Annotated in this window: 20 protein-coding genes; 2 read left to right on the top strand and 18 right to left on the bottom strand. The window is 38.8% G+C overall.

Annotated features, from left to right (window positions below; translation table 11 throughout):
* Positions 1-166 precede the first annotated feature (166 nt).
* Entirely contained in the window at positions 167-2,506 is a 2,340-nt protein-coding gene (locus QM887_RS00100) for a Xaa-Pro dipeptidyl-peptidase (RefSeq protein WP_414269977.1), read from the top strand.
* Positions 2,457-2,927 carry an arginine repressor gene (locus QM887_RS00095; RefSeq protein WP_414269976.1) on the top strand — a complete coding sequence of 157 codons (471 nt, stop codon included), beginning with the start codon at positions 2,457-2,459 and terminating at the stop codon, positions 2,925-2,927. The genes QM887_RS00100 and QM887_RS00095 overlap by 50 nt, the downstream gene beginning before the upstream one ends.
* A 35-nt stretch (positions 2,928-2,962) precedes the next feature.
* On the opposite strand, the gene QM887_RS00090 is transcribed toward QM887_RS00095, so the two are convergent.
* The 18 genes from QM887_RS00090 to QM887_RS00005 all read right to left on the bottom strand — a co-directional run.
* Positions 2,963-3,127, bottom strand: coding sequence for a hypothetical protein (locus tag QM887_RS00090; RefSeq protein ID WP_049502767.1), 165 nt, complete (start codon positions 3,125-3,127; stop codon positions 2,963-2,965).
* Positions 3,128-3,136: 9 nt separating this feature from the next.
* Complete coding sequence (gene obgE, locus QM887_RS00085; RefSeq protein ID WP_414269975.1) at positions 3,137-4,447, bottom strand: GTPase ObgE; 1,311 nt, start codon at positions 4,445-4,447, stop codon at positions 3,137-3,139.
* Positions 4,448-4,522: 75 nt separating this feature from the next.
* Positions 4,523-4,657, bottom strand: a complete 135-nt coding sequence (locus tag QM887_RS00080) for a DUF4044 domain-containing protein (protein WP_049548929.1) — start codon at positions 4,655-4,657, stop codon at positions 4,523-4,525.
* 30 nt (positions 4,658-4,687) lie between these two features.
* A complete protein-coding gene (locus QM887_RS00075) occupies positions 4,688-4,879 on the bottom strand; it encodes a PspC domain-containing protein (RefSeq protein ID WP_075229473.1) in 192 nt (63 codons plus the stop codon).
* A gap of 26 nt (positions 4,880-4,905) precedes the next feature.
* Positions 4,906-6,222, bottom strand: a complete 1,317-nt coding sequence (locus tag QM887_RS00070; RefSeq protein WP_414269974.1) for a glycosyltransferase family 4 protein — start codon at positions 6,220-6,222, stop codon at positions 4,906-4,908.
* Positions 6,223-6,230: 8 nt separating this feature from the next.
* Positions 6,231-7,274: a glycosyltransferase family 4 protein gene (locus tag QM887_RS00065; protein WP_414269973.1), complete on the bottom strand. Its 1,044-nt coding sequence runs from the start codon at positions 7,272-7,274 to the stop codon at positions 6,231-6,233.
* Positions 7,275-7,382: 108 nt separating this feature from the next.
* Positions 7,383-7,712, bottom strand: a complete 330-nt coding sequence (locus tag QM887_RS00060) for a metal-sulfur cluster assembly factor (protein WP_000331926.1) — start codon at positions 7,710-7,712, stop codon at positions 7,383-7,385.
* 17 nt (positions 7,713-7,729) lie between these two features.
* Positions 7,730-8,839, bottom strand: a complete 1,110-nt coding sequence (gene rpoD, locus QM887_RS00055; protein ID WP_000201894.1) for an RNA polymerase sigma factor RpoD — start codon at positions 8,837-8,839, stop codon at positions 7,730-7,732.
* A gap of 2 nt (positions 8,840-8,841) precedes the next feature.
* Positions 8,842-10,602 (bottom strand): DNA primase, encoded by a 1,761-nt coding sequence (dnaG, locus tag QM887_RS00050; RefSeq protein WP_414269972.1) that lies wholly within the window; start codon positions 10,600-10,602, stop codon positions 8,842-8,844.
* 179 nt (positions 10,603-10,781) lie between these two features.
* Positions 10,782-11,213 (bottom strand): hypothetical protein, encoded by a 432-nt coding sequence (locus QM887_RS00045; protein WP_414269971.1) that lies wholly within the window; start codon positions 11,211-11,213, stop codon positions 10,782-10,784.
* 145 nt (positions 11,214-11,358) lie between these two features.
* On the bottom strand, positions 11,359-12,222 hold the full coding sequence (locus tag QM887_RS00040) for a hypothetical protein (protein ID WP_414269970.1): 864 nt from the start codon (positions 12,220-12,222) through the stop codon (positions 11,359-11,361).
* Entirely contained in the window at positions 12,215-13,324 is a 1,110-nt protein-coding gene (locus QM887_RS00035; protein WP_414269969.1) for an AAA family ATPase, read from the bottom strand. The genes QM887_RS00040 and QM887_RS00035 overlap by 8 nt, the downstream gene beginning before the upstream one ends.
* A gap of 971 nt (positions 13,325-14,295) precedes the next feature.
* Positions 14,296-15,054, bottom strand: a complete 759-nt coding sequence (locus QM887_RS00030) for an ABC transporter ATP-binding protein (protein ID WP_414269968.1) — start codon at positions 15,052-15,054, stop codon at positions 14,296-14,298.
* Positions 15,051-15,917 (bottom strand): ABC transporter permease, encoded by an 867-nt coding sequence (locus tag QM887_RS00025; protein WP_414269967.1) that lies wholly within the window; start codon positions 15,915-15,917, stop codon positions 15,051-15,053. The genes QM887_RS00030 and QM887_RS00025 overlap by 4 nt, the downstream gene beginning before the upstream one ends.
* A 60-nt stretch (positions 15,918-15,977) precedes the next feature.
* Positions 15,978-16,976 (bottom strand): tryptophan ABC transporter substrate-binding protein, encoded by a 999-nt coding sequence (trpX, locus tag QM887_RS00020; RefSeq protein ID WP_414269966.1) that lies wholly within the window; start codon positions 16,974-16,976, stop codon positions 15,978-15,980.
* 441 nt (positions 16,977-17,417) lie between these two features.
* On the bottom strand, positions 17,418-20,243 hold the full coding sequence (ppc, locus tag QM887_RS00015) for a phosphoenolpyruvate carboxylase (RefSeq protein WP_414269965.1): 2,826 nt from the start codon (positions 20,241-20,243) through the stop codon (positions 17,418-17,420).
* Between the two features lie 25 nt (positions 20,244-20,268).
* On the bottom strand, positions 20,269-21,480 hold the full coding sequence (gene ftsW / locus QM887_RS00010; protein WP_414269964.1) for a cell division peptidoglycan polymerase FtsW: 1,212 nt from the start codon (positions 21,478-21,480) through the stop codon (positions 20,269-20,271).
* A 154-nt stretch (positions 21,481-21,634) separates the two neighbouring features.
* On the bottom strand, positions 21,635-21,818 hold a 184-nt coding region (locus QM887_RS00005), incomplete at its 5' end, for a hypothetical protein (RefSeq protein WP_414269963.1).

Raw genomic sequence — 21,818 nt, 5'->3', positions numbered from 1 at the left:
ATTTCTAGTATAGCATAAGCTTTAATGATACTCAAAAAATCAAGATAGGGCTTGTTAAAATACTGTAGAATAATAGCAATTTAGCCTTTCCAGTCCAGCTGTTTCTATCATTTTCCCAGCTTTTTTGATATAATAAATTTAGAATGATTCTTCAAAGGAGGCATCTATGCGTTTTAATCAATTCAGTTACTATCCTGTAAGCCAGCAAAAAGCTTTACAGGAATTATCCAACCTTGGATTCAAGCTTGACCAATCAAATTCTGATAAAGAACTGTTTGAAGCTTTTGTTAGAACTTGTTTTTTCAATTACAAAAATACGGATTATCCCCTCTCAACTTTAGCGGTTGATAAAGAAACTGATCTGCTCACTTTCTTCAACTCTGATCGTAAATTAACTGCAGAAATTTTCTATACTGTTGCCTTTCAATTGCTTGGTTTCAGTTACTTGACAGACTTTGAAGATGGTCAAACCTTTCATCAAGAAACAGCCTTTCCTATCGTATTTGGAGACTTGATTGACAATCTCTATCAACTCCTTAACACGCGCACTAAAAAGGGAAATACCTTGATCGATCAATTGGTTAGCGATGGTCTTATCCCTGAGGACAATGATTACCACTACTTCAATGGCAAGAGTTTGGCAACCTTTTCTGCAAACAATGCTATTCGGGAAGTTGTTTATGTGGAAAGTCGTATTGATTCTGATAATGATGGTCTGCCTGACCTCATTAAGGTAAACATTATTCGTCCAGCATACAATGGGAAGATCCCATCTGTTATGACGGCAAGTCCTTACCATCAAGGAACCAATGATAAGGCTAGCGATAAAGCCCTTTACAAGATGGAAAGGGAATTAGCCGTTAAAGAACCGCACGAGATTAGCTTAAATGAACCAAGGATTAGTTTTGTTGATGCAGTTGGCGAAGCAGATCTTGTTGCTGATGCTGAAGAAAAGCTCACTCATATCAATAGTAGTTACACACTTAACGACTACTTCCTTCCAAGAGGATTTGCCAATATCTATGTATCTGGTCTTGGTACCAAGGATTCTCAAGGTCAGATGACTAATGGTGACTACCGACAAGTCGAAGCTTATAAAAATGTCATTGATTGGCTCAATGGTCGTTGTCGTGCCTTCACAGACCACAGTCGTAAACGTCAGGTCAAGGCTGACTGGTCAAATGGCAAAGTAGCAACTACTGGTCTATCCTACCTAGGAACAATGTCTAATGGCCTTGCTACTACAGGAGTTGATGGTTTAGAGGTCATCATTGCCGAAGCAGGTATTTCTTCTTGGTACAACTATTATCGTGAAAATGGTCTTGTGACAAGCCCAGGTGGCTATCCTGGGGAGGACTTCGATTCATTAGATGAATTAACTTATTCTCGTAATCTCTTAGCTGGTGACTATATCCGTGGAAACGAGGCTCATAAAGATTCTATAGAAGAACTCAAGAAAAATCTAGACCGTAAAACTGGGGATTATAACCAATTTTGGCATGACAGAAACTACCTACTCAATGCTGAAAAAGTTAAGGCTGAAGTTGTTTTTACACACGGTTCACAAGACTGGAATGTAAAACCACTTCATGTCTATCAAATGTTCAATGCTCTTCCAAGCCATATCAAAAAACACCTCTTCTATCATAATGGTGCTCATGTTTATATGAACAACTGGCAGTCTATTGATTTCCGTGAATCCATGAATGCTTTGTTGACTCAAAAATTATTGGGGCAAGAAACTGAATATCAACTACCTACGGTGATCTGGCAGGATAATACCAGTTCTCAAACATGGATGACACTAGATGATTTCGGAAATCAAACTGATAGTAAGATTATCCCACTTGGTAGAGATGAAGCGGTTATTCAAAACCAGTATGAAGAGTCAGACTTTGAACGTTTTGGAAAAACCTATCAAACCTTTAATAATGAACTCTATCAAGGCAAGGTCAACCAGATTACGATTGACCTACCGGTGACTGAAAATATCCACCTTAATGGCCGTGTCAAACTTAACCTACGACTCAAGTCCAGTACCAATAAAGGGCTTCTCTCTGCTCAACTCCTTGAATTGGGACAAAAGAAATACCTTCAACCATATCCAGGAATCTTATCCGGTCGGACACTAGACAATGGCCGTTATCACATGTTAGACAATCTTTGTGAGCTACCATTTAGTCCAAATGCTCAGCGCGTCATCACCAAAGGCTATCTCAACCTTCAGAACCGTCAGGATTTGCTAAAAATTGAAGAGATTAAGCCAAATGAATGGATGGAATTCCAATTTGAACTGCAACCAACTATCTACAAACTTCAGAAAGACGATACACTACGTCTGGTGCTCTATACTACAGACTTTGAAATTACTATACGTGACAATACAAACTATAACTTGACTGTCGATCTCGCACAGTCCAATCTTGAAATACCTTTTCAAAGGGAGGTAACTGTAGATGAACAAGGCCGAACAAAGACACCAGCTCATCAGAGCCCTAATCACTAAGCAAAAGATTCATACCCAGACTGAACTACAAGAACTACTGATTGAAAACGGCGTCCATGTCACACAAGCAACGCTTTCACGAGACATCAATCTAATGAACCTCTCTAAAATTCGTGAAGGTGAACACTCCTATTATGTAATCAACACTGGTTCCACATCAAAGTGGGAAAAACGGCTAGAAGTCTATATGGAGGAAGCCCTCTACATGATGCATCCTGTCCAACACCAGGTTGTCATCAAAACCTATCCAGGTTTGGCACAATCCTTCGGGTCTATCTTGGACGCCCTAAATTTTCCTGAAATAGTCGCTACTATCTGTGGCAATGATGTCTGTTTGGTTATCTGCGAGGATAAGGAACAAGCTCAATCTTGCTTTGAACGCCTCAAACAATTTGCACCACCTCTATTTTTTGATCGATAACAAAAGCCCGTGATGATAATCATCACGGGTTTATTTTATGATTTGTTATTTTCAGCTTGCTTTTTAGTTCTTGCTAGTCTCAAAGCACGATTTGGATTGAGGCGATTAAAGAGTTCTTCTAACTTCTTCTCATTCCAGACGTCTGCTGCAGAAACAAAATTTCCATCAGCATCTCGGAAAGATATCGGTTTATCTCCCATAGCTATCTCCTAGTCTACAAACTCAAACTCAAATTTGCCGATACGAACTAGATCTCCATCCTTAGCACCACGGGCACGGAGAGCTTCATCAACCCCCATACCACGCAACTGACGAGCAAACTTCATGACAGACTCATCACGATCAAAGTTGGTCATGTTAAAGAGTTTCATGAGTTTTTCACCTGAAAGTACCCAAGTTGCATCATCATCACGACTAATTTCAAATGGTTTTTCTTCTTCGTCAAAGCCATAATAAACTTCTTCTTCCATCTCTGACTCATCATAAAGAAGAAATTCTGGTGTCTTATCAAGAAGTTCAGCTGTTGCGTCTAGTAAAGGTGCCAAACCTTGTTTAGTCAAACCTGAAATTGGGAAGATGGCTGGTAAGTCCTCGAACTCATCATAGTTAGCCGCCAATTTTTTCTTGAATTCTTCAAGATTTTCTTTGCTTTCTGGCATATCCATCTTATTAGCAACAATGATTTGGGGACGCTCCATCAGACGAAGGTTGTAAGATTCCAACTCTTTGTTAATAGCTAGATAATCTTCGTAAGGATCGCGACCTTCACTGGCTGACATATCGATGATGTGAAGGATAACGCGAGTACGCTCAATATGGCGAAGGAACTGAGTTCCCAAGCCCACACCTTGACTAGCGCCTTCGATCAAACCAGGGAGGTCTGCCACTGCAAAGGACTCACCTGATTGAGTACGGACCATACCAAGATTAGGAACGATTGTTGTAAAGTGGTAGGCACCAATTTTAGGTTTTGCAGAGGTAATTACGCTGAGTAGAGTTGATTTACCAACTGAAGGGAAACCAACCAAACCAACATCCGCAAGGATTTTAAGTTCTAACTGTAACTCACGTTCCTGACCAGGTTCTCCATTCTCAGAGATCTCTGGAGCAGGATTTTTTGGTGTCGCAAAACGGATATTCCCACGACCACCTCGACCACCGTGAGCAACGATAAACTCTTGGCCGTGTTCAATCAAGTCAGTGATAACTTTTCCAGTCTCAGCATCACGCACAGTTGTTCCTTGCGGTACTCGGACAATCAAGTCCTCTGCACCGCGTCCGTGCATTCCTTTGGTCATCCCTTTTTCACCCGATTGGGCTTTGAAATGACGATTGTAACGGAAGTCCATCAAGGTACGTAAACCTTCGTCTACAACGAAAACAACGTTACCACCACGGCCACCGTCACCACCCCATGGTCCTCCATTAGGGACATATTTTTCACGGCGAAAGGCAACCATCCCATCACCACCATTTCCAGCCTTGACCTTAATCTTGGCTGTATCTAAAAACATACTCATATTCTTTTCTCACTTTAAAAAGGGCTGGGAAATCCAAGTCACCAACTATTACTACTTGCTAGAAATTCTAGCTTCTTAGAATCTGCTAAATACACCGATGGCTGTAGCAAAGATACCTGCTAAGGTTACAAACAACATAATCAAAACGACGAATAGTGTCAATTTCTCAAAAAATGTTTTTTTACGTTTTCCATTATCACCAAATGCCATTATTTTCTCCTTTTCTATAATTCCCTATTTTTAATATTCTTCTGAAACTGGAGCAATTGCCCATAAAATCAAGTAAGCAATCAGTCCACTACCATAACAAAAAGCTAGAACTCCCCAGATCACACGTACGATTGTCGGATCAATATCAAAATAATTAGCTAAACCAGCGCATACCCCACCAATTTTTTGATCTCGACTACTTCTCATAAATTTCTTTTTCATTTCTTCATTTCCTTTCTTCGAAGACCTTAGTCATTCCAATAATCTCTCAAATCATTCAACTGTTTCTTGGATGCTTTTAACATTCGTTTAGAACTTTTGACTGGAACTGAAACTGCCTGCTGTGGCAAGTAAAATACTGTCTTTAAAATCCGTTGTGTCATCGGTTCATCACGAGTTAATTCTTTTTCAAAATTGTTTGAGATGATAGCATCCAAATAAAACTCATGGACTCTCTTAGCAAAATTTTCAGCTGAAATTTCATACAATTTTTCAGCCAAAAGTTTCTCATCCATCTTTGGAGTTGCAATTAAAGCTTCTAAAATAGCCCCTGCTAGATCTCTCTCTTCATAATAAAGCGTTCCAAACATTTTATGATTGATGAGGTTATCAAGATAGGGATTTCCATGAGCTATTACCGGAGTCTTACTTGCAAGACTTTCAAGATAGGTCAAGCCTTGAGTTTCACTAGTTGAAGCTGAGATAAAGAAGTCAGCCGCCTTATAATAGAGCGCTGTCTCACTTGGGGCAATCATACCAGTAAAGATAACAGAATCTTGAATCTGTAAATCTGATGCTTGATCCTTGAGATTTTCCAGATAAGGACCATCTCCAGCTATGACTAATTTAACATTTTGCTCTTCTTTTAGAACATCTGGAAGTGCTGCCAGAACAGCTTGAATGTTCTTCTCGTAAGAAACACGTGAAAGGCTAAGAAGCATCTTTTCGTCTTTCTTAATACCTAGTTTATCTCGTAGATCACTGATGTGCTCTGGTCCAATTTCAGGACGTTCAAACTTGGCAAGCTCAATACCTGTAGGAATGACACGCTTTTCAACTTTGACCTTATAATCTGATAGAAGGTCTCGCACGATTTCACTTGGACAAATTACTCCATCAACATCATGAAGGAAGCCTCTCACAAGGTACTTAACCATACCTGGACGAATCAACATCCCCTTAGCGATATAGTGGACATAATCTTCATACTGGGTATGATAGGTATGAATGACTGGGATTATCAGTTCTCGAGCAATCCAAATTCCCAATAAACCAAGAGAAAACTCCGTTTGGGTATGAATAATATCCAGCTTGTATTGTTTTGCTATCTCAAGAGCTTTTGTAAATCCACGATAGGCGAAACGACGATCTTTAAAGGCAAAGAAAGGAACACTAGGAATACGAATAATCTGCCAGTCTTCATAACGATTAACGTCCTTATCAGTTGTCGTGAAGATAAAGACTGCATGCCCTTGCTTTTCGAGCTCTGTTTTTAAGGTTCGAATACTAGTTGCAACACCCGAAACCTGTGGGAAATAAGTATCTGTAAATAATCCAATTCGCATATACTACCTCATTTTTTTCCTAAAGCCGCTTGTTCCCGATAGAATTTTAGCCAGATTTCAAGGAGATGCTCCTCTGAGTATTCTCTTGAAATAGCCTTGGCCTTTTCTTTTAACTCTTTCAAAGCTTCTGGATGCTCTCGATATTCCACAATAGCTTGTTTCATCTCTTCCACATCGGTGGTTGGTCTGTAATTTCCTTCTAGAATGACCTTGTAAAGGTCTAGATCACGAAGCATAATGGGTGCTTCACAACTCGCAGCTTCTAGAATAGTCATTGGAAAGAGCTCGTTATAACTTGGAAGCAAGAAAAGATCAGCCAAGGCATAGAGTTCTCTCATCCGTTCTGGATCAACAATCCCTGGGAAAATTAGATTTTCAGGAGGGTTATCCATAATCTTTTTATAGCGCTCATAACCATCGGTTATTCCCCCAAAAGAGAAGCCACCAGCCCAAATAAAAGTGATATCAGGTAATTCCTCAGCTAGAGTGATAAAGTCATCGATTCCTTTACGCTTCTGAACCTGACCTGCACCAACGACTACAAACTGATTCTCATCAATCTCCATATCTTTACGAAGTTGTTCAATTTGCTCTATAGGAAGTGGATGCCATTTTTCTTTGTTGACAAAATTAGGAATATAGGTCACTTTTTCACGTGGAATTCCAGCAGCAACCAAATCCTCAATGAAGGTAGGATTGACCACTACCAGATGCTCCATACGGTCATAAAAAGAAAACACATAGCGTTTGACAATCCCCTTTAAGAAGAATGGAATCTTCAAACTACCTTCCAAGGTATCCGGTAAGAAGTGAACATAGCCAATCTTACGTCCAGAACGTTTTTTCTGAAAGGTCGAGAGATAATAAGGGAAATCAATCGTATGAAAATGAGTAACATCCGCTTCAATTGGAAGATTTTCGGTTACGATCAGTTGGTCTTTCGCATCTCGTTTCAAAAGCTGCACCAGTTCACGGTAAGCACCAGACACACCTTGGCCAGCCACCTTTTCACTTGAACTTAGCATGTTGATGCGTAATTTCTCTTTTTCCATAGTAACCATTATACCATTTTATTCAAATAAAATCAGCAAATAAAAAGAGAGATAGCATAAAAGCTGGGAATTCCTGGCGTCTACACTATTTCTCTTTTCATAATATACTTACTTGATACCTAAAGCAATACGAGCATAACGGCTCATTTTCTCAACTGTCCAAGCTGGATACCAAACTAATTTGACTTCAACGTTAGTAACCTCTGGAACATCTGTCATAGCATCATAGATTTGGTCAGTTAAGAGATCTGCCAGAGGACAACCCATGGTTGTTAAGGTCATATCAATTTCAGTCTCACCTGTATCGCCATCAAAACGAATCTCGTAGATCAAGCCTAGATTGACAATATCAATCCCCAACTCTGGGTCAATCACTTCTTCTAGGGCTGTCAAAATACGTGTTTTGATATTTTCGATTTGTTCTTCTGTATAAGCCATCTTCACTCTCCCTTAACTTAATCTTCAATGAAATCACGAAGTGGTTTGCTTCGACTTGGCTGGCGAAGTTTTCTCAAAGCTTTGGCTTCAATCTGACGGATACGTTCACGTGTTACGTTAAAGACTTTACCAACATCTTCAAGAGTACGCATTTTCCCATCATCAAGACCAAAGCGGAGACGCAAGACATTCTCTTCACGGTCTGTCAATGTGTCTAACACTTCATCCAACTGCTCACGCAAAACGATACGAGTTGTGTAGTCTACTGGATTTTCAATCACTTCATCCTCGATAAAATCACCAAGGTGGCTGTCATCCTCTTCACCGATAGGTGTTTCAAGAGAAACCGGCTCTTGGGCAATCTTAAGGATTTCACGGACCTTATCAGGTGTCATATCCATGCGTTCGGCGATTTGTTCAGGAGTTGGATCTTGTCCCAACTCTTGAAGAAGATTACGTTGTTCACGAACAAGCTTGTTAATGGTTTCCACCATGTGAACTGGGATACGGATGGTACGAGCTTGGTCAGCAATTGCACGAGTAATGGCTTGACGAATCCACCAAGTCGCATAAGTTGAGAATTTGAATCCTTTAGAGTAGTCAAATTTATCAACGGCCTTCATCAAGCCCATGTTTCCTTCTTGGATCAAGTCAAGGAACTGCATTCCACGTCCAACATAACGTTTAGCGATAGATACTACCAAACGAAGGTTCGCTTCTGCAAGGCGTTGTTTAGCTTCGATATCACCCGCTTCAACTGCAAGGGCCAATTCTTTTTCCTCTTCATTTGTAAGCAGAGGCACAACCCCAATTTCCTTCAAATACATACGGACTGGGTCATTGACCTTAGCTGAGGTTGAACCAATCAAATCTTCATCAGTCAACTCTGGTTCTTCCTCAGTGCTCAAAACACGCGCACTTGGATTTCCTTCGTTGTCCGTAATTGAGATACCAGCATCTTGAATGCGTTGCAAAAGATTCTCAATACCTTCCACATCTAAAGTGAAGGGAATTACGAGGGCGTTATTGATTTCATCATCAGTTGCTGTACCAGTTTTTTTATGATTGCGAATAAATTCCGCTACTTGGACGTCAAAGGTTGTTACTTCTTTTTGTTTTGTTGCCATTCTTACTCCATTCTTCTTTTTTGGGCAATTAAGCGTTCTAGCTCTTCTAATGCAGTGTCTGTATCACCGACATGGCTAGCTTCCTGAACTTTCTTTTTAATTTGCAGATTTTCCTGATTCAAAAGAGCTCTTTTTCGAGACTCTTCCACTTCGGCTAACTCGTGAGGGGACATCTCAGGTGGCAAATCCAAGGCTAGAACTTGATACCACGCACTCTCCACTTCTCTGGTCTGATGAGCCAAATCCTCAGATGAGATACTTCCATTATCAATCAAGAGTCCATACAAGGTTTGAAACTCTGGAGTTTCAAAGATAAAATCCTCTCTTAAGCGGTAGTCATTGACCACCAAGGGATGTTCCATCATTCGGTAGAGGATATGGGCTTCCGCTCTCATCACTGCTGTCAGCTGCTTGGTAACAGACATAGTGACAGGACTCGGACTATAGGTCTCCTTGACCTTCTCCTTTCTCTGTCTAACACGACTTTCATTGACAATATGTTCGACTTGCTGATAGTCAAAAGATGGCAGGTGATCCGTCAAAATGTGAATGTAGGAATTCTGAGCTGTGATAGAAGGTTCCTTGGCGATTAAGGGGGCAATTTTCTCTATAAATTCAATCTGGGCTTGTAGATTTTCACTATTTTCAGGTCTGAAATGATGAATGTAAAACTCAACAGGACTAATGCGTGTATTGGTTAATAGATAAGCTAAGTCTTGAGGAGAGTTTTTCTGCAAATATTCATCCGGATCCATTGCGTCAGGAATCTGGACGACTTGGACAGGTATATCTTTAAGCTCATCCAAGGCTTTAGCCGTCGCAGCTTGCCCAGCCTTATCTCCGTCATAGGTGACGATCACTTTTTTGGTAAAGCGTTTCAGATGCTCCACATGTTCACTCGTCAGTGCGGTACCCATAGAAGCAACTGCATTTTCAATACCAGCACGATAAGCCGCAATGACATCCATAAATCCTTCCATCAGGTAGATTTCAGGAGCCTTGCCCGAGCCTTTTTTTACCCTCTCCAAATGATATAATTCGTAACTTTTGTTAAAAATTGCCGTCGCTCGACTATTTTTATACTTTCCAGTTTGAGAATCAGTTTCTTGCCAAATTCGCCCAGAAAAGGCAATCACCTTTCCTTGATCATTTGAGAGCGGGAACATAATGCGATTATGAAAAGTATCAAAAAATTGATTACTCTCAGATAGATAAAACAAACCTGAATCCAGCAAGTCATTTTCGCTATAATCATCTGCTAAACGTTGATAGAGATAAGAGCGTTCTGCTGGAGCCAAACCAATCATAAAATGCTTGAGAACATCATCTGTTAAGCCACGTTTATAGAGGTAGTTCCTCGCTTCCTCACCCATCTTCGTCGTCATGAGGATGGCATGATAAAACCGAGCAGCCTTGTCATGCATATCGTAGAGATTTTGATGGGGTGAACTAGGCTGTACAGAACTATGAACAGGCGCTGCCATCTGAATCCCAAGTCTCTCAGCTAATATCCTCACCGCATCCGCAAAGGTTACCTGCTGATACTCCTCGATAAACTTAAAAACATCTCCAGAACGACCACATCCAAAGCAGTGGTAAAATTGCTTATCTTCGACCACGTTAAAGGAAGGGGTCTTTTCACCATGAAAAGGACAGAGCCCTAAAAAGTTCCGTCCAGATTTTTGTAAGGAAATCACTTCTCCTATGATTTCGACAATATTGGTATTGTTTTTGATCTCTTCGATGAGTCTCTTGTCAACCATAGACAATACCTCCATTTTATCACAGTTTACTTTAACTAGTATAGCTTATTTCTGAAAAAAAGTAAACCATTTCATACACTTTACATGATACTATTTCATAAATTTCCAGCTATCATGTAAAAGTGAATCTTCTGAGCAAATCATTCTAATAGTTGTAAAAGATTAGAATAAATTCAATCCTATTTTACTTGATTTTCGAGGTTGTTTTTCAATATTCTACTAATATACTGACCATCTTTTCTACTGATGCAAGCCGTTGCATAAGTCAATGGTGCTTTGTATACCACTCCTCTATAAGATGGATCGGTCAATACAGGCATTGAATAATAGGCATTCTTTTTATTTTTAAGGTCAATAAACCATTTACCTCCTAGGTGTTTGCGAAAGGTTTCGCCGATATAAACTGTCAAATAATCCAACATCTTGCGGTCTGCTATCAAAGCATGGTGGTCTTCATAGTGCGTCAAGATCCAAGCCTCCAAATCATCCAAGGACTGAATGCTATAGTCTAAATTTAGCCCTTCTTTCTCCGCAAACTCTCTTGTAAAATAATCCATCTTAAATCCAATTTGAAAAATCCATTCCTGAAAATCTTCTTGTGTATATGCCATGATTTTATCTCCTTACTCTTATTAAATTTATAGAACCATATATTGATTATACTATAAATTGTGGTAGGTAGAAATAAGAAGGATGATTTCGATTTCAATTATATCTTTAATACAAAAAAACTTTCCACCTTACGATCTACTGTTTTTATGCTCCTTCTGTATCATTCCATTTATCTACTATCTCTCTTTCGCAATCCTGAAAACTTGCTCGATCTGGGAAATCTTTTTCCTTCATATAATCTAGCAAGAATTCCGCTACACTACTAAAGACAAAGCTTCTTTCATTACACTTGAAAGTATTCAATTGTTTTTCAAATGTTTCTCTAGTAGAAATTTTTGCACGATACTCTTTAAAGTCAATAGTTGATAATTGATAAATCTCCCGACTAAGTAAGAGATGGTAGAGTTTAATCCATTCAATATCTTGCTCACTAAAGGCTTGTCCAAAATTAAAATGATCTTTGTGATTTTCACAAACAGCCTTAAAAGTTTTACCAGACTTAGTCTTTTTTTCATCTAATTTAAAATGATAAAAAGCTACTTTATCAGAAATCTTTTTCTGATAGAGCTTGAGAGCCTCTACCATTGGATAGCTGATGTACAACTTCCCTGCACCTGTTTCATTTGAAAATTCATTTATCATCGCCGCGACTTCTCTCATATTCTGATCAAAGTCTAAATCAGATCTAGAACTGTGATGATGGCCATCCAAATCAAAAAACAAATAAATTTCCGAAACTTCCCTACGAGATAAGTTGACAATGTCATTTTGTTCGTCTTTTTCTTTCTCACTTTCTAACTCAAGAATGTAAGAAAATAGGTCAACATCATCTGCTTCATTCGCAAATGATTCTTTATACTCTGTGTAATGACGATAGAGAGAATAGATATTTGTTTCATAAGGATAGATCTGTGATGCTTCAATCCCGATTGATTTAGCTATTTCTGATAAAAGTTTTGGTTCAGCTATTCTTCCTTCAACTACAAAAACAATCCTGTTCTTACTCATCAAAAGCACCTGCATTATACATCTTTTCCAAATTATGAGCCATCCGTAATTCTTTCACGGTTAGAGAAGACAGTTCCTTAATCTGGTTGTTCTGTACGATAAAATAACAATCCGGTCTCAACAAATCATTCGACATGATGGTTGTATTGTGAGTTGTGAACACGGATTGAACTTCTCCATTTCTGATCTTTTTCAAAATGGTTTCCGAAACTTCATTATGGTAATAGGCATCAAATTCATCGACAACCAAAAATGTTATATCACTAAGTTGAATCATCCAATAGAAGAAAATCATTATCACTTTAGTCCCATGTGATGCCACACTATAGATATTAACTGTACGGTTTTTGAAACGAACCATAATAACAGAATTTCCCTCAGAATCTTCCCCTCGTTCCAATGAATAGTTGATATCAAATTCATGCAAAAAATGTTCTAATTCTTCTAATTTACCTGCATCCACAATCGCTGATGCGATATAACCTTGACTCGATTTAAATCCCTGGTAAAAATTTCCCTCTGATGTTCCCGAACCAAAGAATAACATCCCTTCAACAAATTCTTTAAACTTCAAAAAAATACTGTTTGTTTCATCTGATAGTTCTAAATTTGTGTTATTAAATATGTATTTCACAAAAGATAAGGAGAGATCTCTCGTTTTTGTATTTAAATTTTCTGCGCCAACCAATTGGACTACACGCCTACCTGCTTGAAAATCTTCAAAGATAACGCAGTTATCATTGATATAGACTTCCTCATCAAATACCTCTGTCATATTTTTCTTTTTATAGTGATAAACGACTCGGTCTTGATCAAACTTAAATTCATAAGAAAATACAGCAAAATCATCCGTACTATCAAAATTTATATATTGATTGTAGTGATTTTCTTGTTTCATAAAATCTGTTAAATGAGTGGTAATATCCATCACCGCATAGGTCAAATTAGATTTTCCTGATCCATTTTTCCCATAAAGAACAGAATTTTTCACAATCCCATTTTTAATACTTTCAGAATTAAAATTATATTTACCAGCAGATAAATCCCAAACAAATTCATTTTTAAAATTTTTGAAATTTTTCACCGAAAAACGTTGTAACATGACCAAACTCCTTAATCGTATTTTTTTTACGGTTGATTTATTATAGCACCTTTTCACCTGTTTTCCAAGTCAAAAGAAAGAAATTATGAAGAGATTTGCGCTCTTTACAAGAGATTCTCAATTTTTCTAACTCCTTGATCCACTTGGCCACCGTCATATGGCACACTCCGATCAGTTTAGCACATTTTCTAAGTAAGGAGATTTATCCATTGCAATAACTCTAAAGACTCTCTCTAGCTTCATCAGATATTTCCAAGCTTCTTCTACAAAACTGAACTTCCTTATCTTTTGCAATTTGAATGCCTTCTTGTTATCGTTTTCTGATATTCTTGGGCACTACTTGTGCTACAAAACTAATAATTTGAAGTAGCAGCTCTGATTAGAACTTCCCTGTTAGACCATTGACCTGCTCCTTCGTGTTGAGTAAGGGAAGATCAAGGACAATAATTTCTATTTCTTTTTTTACAGTTAGAGTGAACTACTGTTCAATAATTTATTCATAGTTGCGTTCCAAGCAATCATTTGATTTGATGTATAGCTCATCCTCCCCCCGTAACTATCTCGCCAAACGCCGGTATCTCTTCCGGACAAAATTTTTTCCTGATTTCTTGTCTGTAATAATCTTCTCACACCCTAATTTCCCAAGGCTTGCAACTTCTAATCCAGATTTCGTCCCTTTGTCGAAATCTTCGTGTACCCATATTTCATGATTGACCTCCCAAAATAATTATATGAATTATTAGCAGAAAAAAACTAGGAGTTTGAAGTAGTAAACTAGATGAGCGATTTTAATTTTTTCATCAGAATGTGAAAATAAAAATACCTTATAGTTGAGGTGAAAATTAGTGTAGGATCTGAACGTAGCTATGGAAAACATAGCCACTGATTTTGTGGACAGCTAGTAATACTAAAAAACTTAGAAGTAAAAAATTCACCTCTAAGTTTTTAATAATACTTGATTTAAAAATCATCTACTCAAACAGTTGATAGTAATCTGAAATCTTCATTTTAGCTTTTTCATCCTTGTTCAAATCTTGGATGATTCGGCCTTCTTTCATGACAATGAGACGATTTCCATACTTGAGAGCATCTTCCATATGATGGGTAATCATAAGCGCTGTCAGATGGTCCTTGCTGACAAAGTTATCTGTCAATTCCATCAAGGCTACACTTGTTTTAGGATCAAGAGCTGCTGTATGTTCATCCAATAAAAGGAGTTCTGGACGTTTTAGGGTTGCCATTAAGAGACTCAAGGCCTGTCTTTGTCCACCTGACAAAAATTCAATGGGGGTATCCAAGTGCTTCTCTAGGCCATTTCCAACCTTCTCAATGGTTGCTTGAAATTCTTCTTTGTAAGCTGACAGTCTTCTTGGAAATAGACCACGTTTTTCTCCACGAAACTTAGCAATCAAAAGGTTTTCTGCAACAGTCATACGTGGAGCTGTTCCCATCTTTGGATCTTGAAAGACACGAGAAAGATACTTGGCACGTTTTTCAGGGCTAAAGTTCGTCACATCCTCACCCATGATGCGAATACTACCACTAGTCAAGGGCAGAGTTCCCGCAATGCTATTAAAGAGTGTTGATTTCCCTGCTCCATTTCCACCTAAGATTGTGATGAAGTCATGTTCATAAATATCAAGCGAAACATCGTCTAGGATAATCTTCTCCTCGTCAAAGCCATTCTTCACAATTTTTGTGGCATTTTTTAATTCTACAATTGCTGTCATTTGCTTAACTTGATTCCTTTCAAATATTTATCCTTAAGGGTTGGAATTACAAGACAAGTTGCTAGGATAAGAGCACTATACAGTCTGAGGTAGCTTGTGTTAAAGCCGAGAGCAATAACTCCCCAAACTAGGAATTGGTAGCTAATAGAACCAACAACAATGGTAACCAAACGTTCTGCTAGAGTAAGACTCTTAAAGAGTACTTCACCGATAATCAAGCTAGCAAGACCAACAACGATAACCCCGATACCACGAGAAACATCTGCATAACCTTCTTGTTGGGCAATTAAGGCACCAGCAAGAGCTATAACACCATTTGACAAGACCAAGCCCATAAGCTCCATACGGCCAGTATTGATACCAAAACTACGAGCCATATCCGGATTATCCCCTGTTGCGATATAAGCTTGCCCCAATTTAGTATCTAAAAAGAAAAGCATCACTAAAATAACCAAAGTTACAAAAATCAATCCTGTAAATAATTGATTAACCTCAGATGAGAATGGAAGAACATCTTGAATTTGCTTAGTTCCCAAGAGACCAAGGTTAGCCCTTCCCATAATCATGAGCATGATAGAATGACAGGAAGTCATGACTAGAATTCCTGACAAGAGAGTTGGAATTTTACCTTTAGTATAGAGTAAACCAGTCGCTAAACCTGCAAGACAACCTGCTCCAACAGCTACCAAGGTAGCAAGAAAAGGATTAACCCCTTGAGTAATCAGTGTTACTGCAACTGCTCCTCCTAGTGGGAAGGAGCCCTCAGTTGTCATATCTGGGAAGTTGAGGATTCTAAAGGTCATAAAGATTCCTAAGCCAAGGATAGCCCAGACAAATCCTTGTGAAATAATCGATACTATCATGTTACATTCATTTCCTTCTTTTAAAAATTGGAGGAGATGTATCCAACTCCTCCCGTTTTCTTATTCGATCACTTGACCAGCTTCTTTTAAGACTGATTCAGGAATTGTAATTCCAAGTTCTTGAGCCAATTTTTTGTTGATAACTGATTTACCAGTTGAGAAGACATTGACTGGAGTATCTGCAGGTTTTTCACCTTTCAATACTTTAGCAATCATCTTACCAGTAGCAACACCAAGGTCATGTTGGTCCACAACTACTGATGCCAAACCACCTGCTTCTACCATTGCTGTTGCGCTTGGGTAGATTGGTTTTTTAGCTGTTTGGTTACTTGAAACAACCGTTGAAAATGCTGATGCGATTGTGTTGTCAATTGGAACCCAGATTGCATCTACTTTTCCAGTCATAACGTTAACTGTTGAAGCGATTTCGTTAGTTGATGGAACAGCAAATGTTTCGACTTTTAAGCCAGCTTTTTCAGCGTAAGCCTTGAACTCTTCAACCTGTGACTTAGAGTTATCTTCGCTACTTGAGTAAAGGGCACCAATTGTTTTGACATCAGGTGTCAAAGTTTTAATCAATTCAACCTGTTGTTCAGCAGGGTTGTGGTCAGAAACTCCAGTGATGTTCCCACCTGGTTTATTCAAATCTGTTACGAGGTTAGCACCAATTGGGTCTGTTACTGCTGCCATGATAACAGGAAGGTCTTTTGTTGCGCTTGCGAGACCTTGCGCTGCTGGTGTTGCGATTCCAACAACTACATCGTTTCCGTTTGCGACTAATTGCTTACTCATTGTAGCAACCTTACTTTGGTCACCTTCTGAGTTCATAAAGTCGATTTTAACTTGGTCACCTTTATAGCCTTCTTCAGCAAGTCCATCTTGGATCCCTTGGTAAATCAAGTCGAGTGATGGATGGCTGACAAACTGAAGAACACCAACCTTGGCTGTCTTATTAGTTGTTTCGGTCTTTGTTTCTCGTTTTGTTAGAGTAGAGTAGATTAGGCTTCCACCAACTAAAACCGCTAATGCTGCGATAATTCCCATTAATCGTTTATTCATTTTATTTCTCCTTATTTTTCAATTCTTTCTTCTAATTTTACCTTTTAAATCGCTTAACCAAGCGTCGCCATCGTTTGATTTCCATAATTTTTTCCTCCCCATAGAAAAAGTCCTCACACAAAAAACTTGTGTGAGGACGTCGATGCGCGGTGCCACCTCAATTATAGGGAATACCCCTATCTCTCAATCTCGCTTCACGAGTTGCACTGTAAGGTGTGCGCACCGAATTCTTATGATTTCAAATTCTTTATAACATTCAGCCCAATTTTCATCACCTTCATCTATCTGTTTCCACCAACCACAGATTCTCTAAAAAATTTCAATGATTACTTTCTGAATGGTTAAATTATATCATTTTACTAAAACTTGTCAAGTAATTTTATGAATTATTTTTTAAAAAAAGTAAAATTCCTACGGATTTTTCGAAAAAGACGATGGAAATTAGCCCGAATTACGCAATCCAGTAGCAATTCCGTTAATGGTCGTATGAATCAATCTTTCCTCATGTGTAGATAGCTCCCCACGACGTTGACGCTTGATTAACTCAAGCTGGATGTAGTTTAGAATATTGAAGTAAGGCATGCGATATTTTAGACTGGCTTTCAAATATGGGTTTTCAGCCAAGAGGTCGTCTTGCCCTTCGATAGCCAAAATGACATCCTTGGTCAACTGCCATTCATCCAAGATAGTATGGTAGATCGCTTGGACTTCTTCACTGCTACAAAGTTGTGCGTACTCAAAAGCAATATTCATATTTGACTTAGACAAGACCATGTCAACATTAGATAAAAGTGACTGGAAGAAAGGCCAATTTTTATACATGTCACGAAGGATTTCAATATTTTTAGGATCTTGGTCAATAAATTCCTTGAAGCTTGAACCAACACCATACCAACCTGGGAACATGACACGACTTTGTGACCATGAGAATACCCAAGGAATAGCGCGCAGACCACCGATTTCAGTGATGGTTTTACGAGCGGCCGGTCGAGAACCAATATTGAAACTTGAAATCGCCTTGATCGGACTAGACTCAAAGAAATAATCATAGAAATGTTCATTTCCGAATACAAGTTCACGGTAAATATCATAGCTACGACCTACAACCTGATCCATAATTGCCTCATAGCGATTTGAAGTATTAGTGTCGCTCTTCTTTTGAGTAATCATACGGTTGATTGCTGCTGAAACCAACATTTCAAGGTTATAGTAAGCTGCATCCTTGTTTCCGTATTTATTTCCAATCACTTCCCCTTGCTCGGTCAAACGGATACGATCTTTGATAGACTTAAGTGGCTGTGAGGCAATAGCGTCATAAGTAGGGCCACCACCACGACCAACTGTACCACCACGACCGTGGAAGAAGGTTACCTTAACACCAAACTCATCACCGATGGCTGTCAATTGTTGTTGAGCCTTGTAGAGTGTCCAACAAGAGGATAGATAACCACCATCCTTGTTACTATCAGAGTAGCCAAGCATGATTTCTTGGTAATTGTTTTTTGAAGCAATCCATTTCTTAGCAAGTGGTAGAGAGAAATACTTTCTCATAGTTTCTTCAGAATGATCCAAGTCTTCGATCGTTTCAAAGAGTGGTACAATCTGAACACGCGCTTTTTCAGCATCCACAAGACCGACTTCTTTGAGCATAATTGCCAATTCAAGCATATCTGATACGCTGGTTGCGTGAGAGATAATCGTTTGACGAATGACATCTTCTCCCAAACGGTCTTTTAATTCACGTGCTGTTTGGAAAATAGCTAACTCTTTTTCGAGTAGTTCAGACTTCTCAGCATGGGTTGCAGACAAGATTCGAGGATCTTCTAATAACTCATGTAAAAGTAAGTCACATTTTTCATCTTCTGACAAATCACTATAGTGGTCATTGATTCCAGCAGATGCCAACAATTCTGCCACACAGGCCTCGTGAACACTTGAGTCTTGACGCATGTCGATGGAAGCCAAGAAGAAACCAAAGACTTCTACAGCTTCTAAAAGCTCGGCGAACTCACCAGTAAGCAAGGACTCTGCCTTGTTTTCAAGTAATGAATCCTTAATGGTATATAGATCTTTTTTGAACTCTTCAACTGTTTCGTAAAATGGTGGACGATCTTCAGCTAGCTCTTGAATAGCTCCTGAAAGTCGATTACTAATATAGTCTGTAATCACTCCTTGTTGATGTCCTTGAGTACCTAGAAGACGTTCAACAGGATGACGTTCATCAGCTGACGAGCCAACAACAGACCATTCTTTTAAATTCAAGAGTGTTTGAATCAATTTGGATTGAATCAAATGAAAGGCGCGACGATAGGGTTCTTTCTCACGAAAGACTGATGTATCTCCAGACTGAGCAGCCATTTCTTCAACCGCTTTGCTAGTTTTTGATAAATTCGTTGAAAGAGAGAAGGTACGATAAAGACTAGAAATCTTACTGATATAATAGTTCAAAACCACTTCACTTTGAATGGTAGCTGAACGCATAAGTGTCTCAGCTGTCACGAATGGATTTCCATCACGGTCTCCACCGATCCACATTCCCATTGTAATTGGTTTAGCTTGTTTTAGGTCAATTCCCTGTTCTTTTGCTAGGCGCTTGTACTCAAGCATCAGATTAGGAACAGCCTGAAGGAAGGAACTATTGTAGTATTCCATCACATTTGTGATTTCGTTGGTTACTTTCAGTTTCTTCTCACGAATCATATCAGTCTGCATGATAATCTCAATATAGCGACGAAGATCATTGTGCCATTTTTCTTTGTTGATGAGGCCCATTCTCACGTCACGATATTTACGTAAAAGGGTATGGATATGATTGGTCAAGTCCAACATACTCTTACGTTGTACCTGAGTAGGATGGGCTGTCAAAACAGGCACCACGTTCAGGTGCTCGAGAATCTCTCTAGCGTTTTCTTTCTCAGCCACCATTTTGATAGTTGTAGACAATTTACCCAGATAATCTTGATCAACATTATTTAGGTGGTTAATCTCGTAAGCCAAGTCTACGTCTTCGGAAATGTTAATTAAGAGTGGTAAGATAGAGAAATATCTTGAAATGTAGACCATTTCATCGTTTGATAGACTAGTTACCACTTTATCAAGTCCTTGATAGTCTGCTGCAGTCGAAAGTTCTTTTAACTGCATGATTTTATCAAAGGTCTCTGGTGCAAGCATGTTTCTTGTAATATCTTCGAGCATTTCTGTCAAGATTTGCACTTCTTCTTGTACGACAGCTTTGTTACTAAAATTTTCTAACTTTTGAAGAGACATTTTTTTCTCCTTGTCATATTATGTCTTAGAGTTGCGCTTCTAATTCGCGATAGAGTTTGGCACGTTTTTCGCTGGCATCAATATTCAACACAAAGGCGATGGCTACTGATAGGACCAAGAGACTGTTTCCTCCTTGCGATAGGAAGGGGAAGGTTACCCCTGTTGAAGGGATCAAGCCTGATATACCGCCAATGTTAACAAATACCTGTATCAGAATCATTCCACCAATACCGATTGCCACCATTGAGTTGAAAGGATCTCTCGCTCGAATACCAACCAAAATAATACGAAGAATTAAGAAGAATAGAAGAGCCAAAATAAGACTAGCTCCTACAAATCCAAACTCCTCTATCACAATCGAAAAGACAAAGTCTGTATGAGCTTCTGGTAGATAACCTCTTTTTTCAATGGAATTTCCTAATCCAAGACCAAACCAGCCACCGTTAACCATTGCATAGTAAGAATTAGCCAACTGATGCCCAGATCCCGCTAGGTCATTAAAGGGGTTGAAAAAAGCACTGAAACGCTTGGCAACATAACCAAATACAGGAATTTTTGAGAATTTTTCAACACCGATAAACCGAATGGCAGTCAAGGAAAGAATGGATGTTCCAGCCAGCAGTCCCAGTATAGTTGAGAACCAGCGATAGGCAATCCCACTAATGGTATACATGAGCAAGGATACTAAAATCAAGATGGTTGCATTTCCAAGGTCAGGGAAGATTGCCAAACTACCAATCATGACCAAGAGGACAAAACGCCAATCATTAAAGGCTCTTGGCAACCACTGATTAAGGGTTAAAACTTGGAAGTCATAAACCGCAATCTCATCTTGTTGTTTTGAAAAACGTTGAGCCAAGTACCAAATGATAATAATCTTTAGATACTCTGCTGGTTGAATCGTGACCGGTCCAACCTTGATCCAGCCATAGGCTCCATTGATGGGAGTACCGATTAAACGTGCTAGAGCTAGAAGAATCAGCTCGGCAAACATGACAATAAAGATCAATCGCTCATTACGGAGAAATCCTAGTTTTAATTTATAGATTAAGGCTATTAAGAATAAACTGGCTATCCAGAAAATCCCCTGATTTCGCACTAGATATAATGCACTCTTTCCTTCCTGGATGAGGGACGCACTAGTTGTCGAATAAACTACAATCAATCCTAAAACGGATAAAAGTAGATAAGGAATCAAAATGGAATAATTCAGCAGGTGCCTTTTACTTATTTTCATATGTCACCTATCTTTCGGAAAAATATTTTTATTTTCCCTTATTATTTCTAGTTTTACATGCTATTATACCATTTTTTAGGCTAGAAAAAAACTCTTACAGTATAAACATTCGAATTTTACTTAAGACTGACTTGGGACTAGAATGTATAACACTTTAATGTTGTGTTTTAACATAATCAAAAACTACCTCCCTGATAAAGGAAGGTAATTTAGGCTCTATAATTTCTGTAGTGGGTAAAACCACCATAGGAATTATGGAGCCTATTTTGTTGTAGAAAAAAAGTCCCATAAGACCTATAATGAAAAGTGACCAAACCATCATTAGAAAGAATCTTATG

This window comes from Streptococcus infantis (assembly GCF_047460875.1).
Lineage (GTDB): Bacteria > Bacillota > Bacilli > Lactobacillales > Streptococcaceae > Streptococcus > Streptococcus infantis_AA.
Note: the sequence above shows the minus strand (reverse complement) of the source record. Positions and strands in the feature narration are given on the sequence as shown.

Excerpts from the sequence above, each read along its gene's own strand:
- QM887_RS00100 (WP_414269977.1), top strand. The coding sequence starts at position 167 with ATGCGTTTTAATCAATTCAGTTACTATCCTGTAAGCCAGCAAAAAGCT.
- QM887_RS00095 (WP_414269976.1), top strand. The coding sequence starts at position 2,457 with ATGAACAAGGCCGAACAAAGACACCAGCTCATCAGAGCCCTAATCACT.
- QM887_RS00090 (WP_049502767.1), bottom strand. The coding sequence starts at position 3,127 with ATGGGAGATAAACCGATATCTTTCCGAGATGCTGATGGAAATTTTGTT.
- obgE (WP_414269975.1), bottom strand. The coding sequence starts at position 4,447 with ATGAGTATGTTTTTAGATACAGCCAAGATTAAGGTCAAGGCTGGAAAT.
- QM887_RS00080 (WP_049548929.1), bottom strand. The coding sequence starts at position 4,657 with ATGGCATTTGGTGATAATGGAAAACGTAAAAAAACATTTTTTGAGAAA.
- QM887_RS00075 (WP_075229473.1), bottom strand. The coding sequence starts at position 4,879 with ATGAAAAAGAAATTTATGAGAAGTAGTCGAGATCAAAAAATTGGTGGG.
- QM887_RS00070 (WP_414269974.1), bottom strand. The coding sequence starts at position 6,222 with ATGCGAATTGGATTATTTACAGATACTTATTTCCCACAGGTTTCGGGT.
- QM887_RS00065 (WP_414269973.1), bottom strand. The coding sequence starts at position 7,274 with ATGGAAAAAGAGAAATTACGCATCAACATGCTAAGTTCAAGTGAAAAG.
- QM887_RS00060 (WP_000331926.1), bottom strand. The coding sequence starts at position 7,712 with ATGGCTTATACAGAAGAACAAATCGAAAATATCAAAACACGTATTTTG.
- rpoD (WP_000201894.1), bottom strand. The coding sequence starts at position 8,839 with ATGGCAACAAAACAAAAAGAAGTAACAACCTTTGACGTCCAAGTAGCG.
- dnaG (WP_414269972.1), bottom strand. The coding sequence starts at position 10,602 with ATGGTTGACAAGAGACTCATCGAAGAGATCAAAAACAATACCAATATT.
- QM887_RS00045 (WP_414269971.1), bottom strand. The coding sequence starts at position 11,213 with ATGGCATATACACAAGAAGATTTTCAGGAATGGATTTTTCAAATTGGA.
- QM887_RS00040 (WP_414269970.1), bottom strand. The coding sequence starts at position 12,222 with ATGAGTAAGAACAGGATTGTTTTTGTAGTTGAAGGAAGAATAGCTGAA.
- QM887_RS00035 (WP_414269969.1), bottom strand. The coding sequence starts at position 13,324 with ATGTTACAACGTTTTTCGGTGAAAAATTTCAAAAATTTTAAAAATGAA.
- QM887_RS00030 (WP_414269968.1), bottom strand. The coding sequence starts at position 15,054 with ATGACAGCAATTGTAGAATTAAAAAATGCCACAAAAATTGTGAAGAAT.
- QM887_RS00025 (WP_414269967.1), bottom strand. The coding sequence starts at position 15,917 with ATGATAGTATCGATTATTTCACAAGGATTTGTCTGGGCTATCCTTGGC.
- trpX (WP_414269966.1), bottom strand. The coding sequence starts at position 16,976 with ATGAATAAACGATTAATGGGAATTATCGCAGCATTAGCGGTTTTAGTT.
- ppc (WP_414269965.1), bottom strand. The coding sequence starts at position 20,243 with ATGTCTCTTCAAAAGTTAGAAAATTTTAGTAACAAAGCTGTCGTACAA.
- ftsW (WP_414269964.1), bottom strand. The coding sequence starts at position 21,480 with ATGAAAATAAGTAAAAGGCACCTGCTGAATTATTCCATTTTGATTCCT.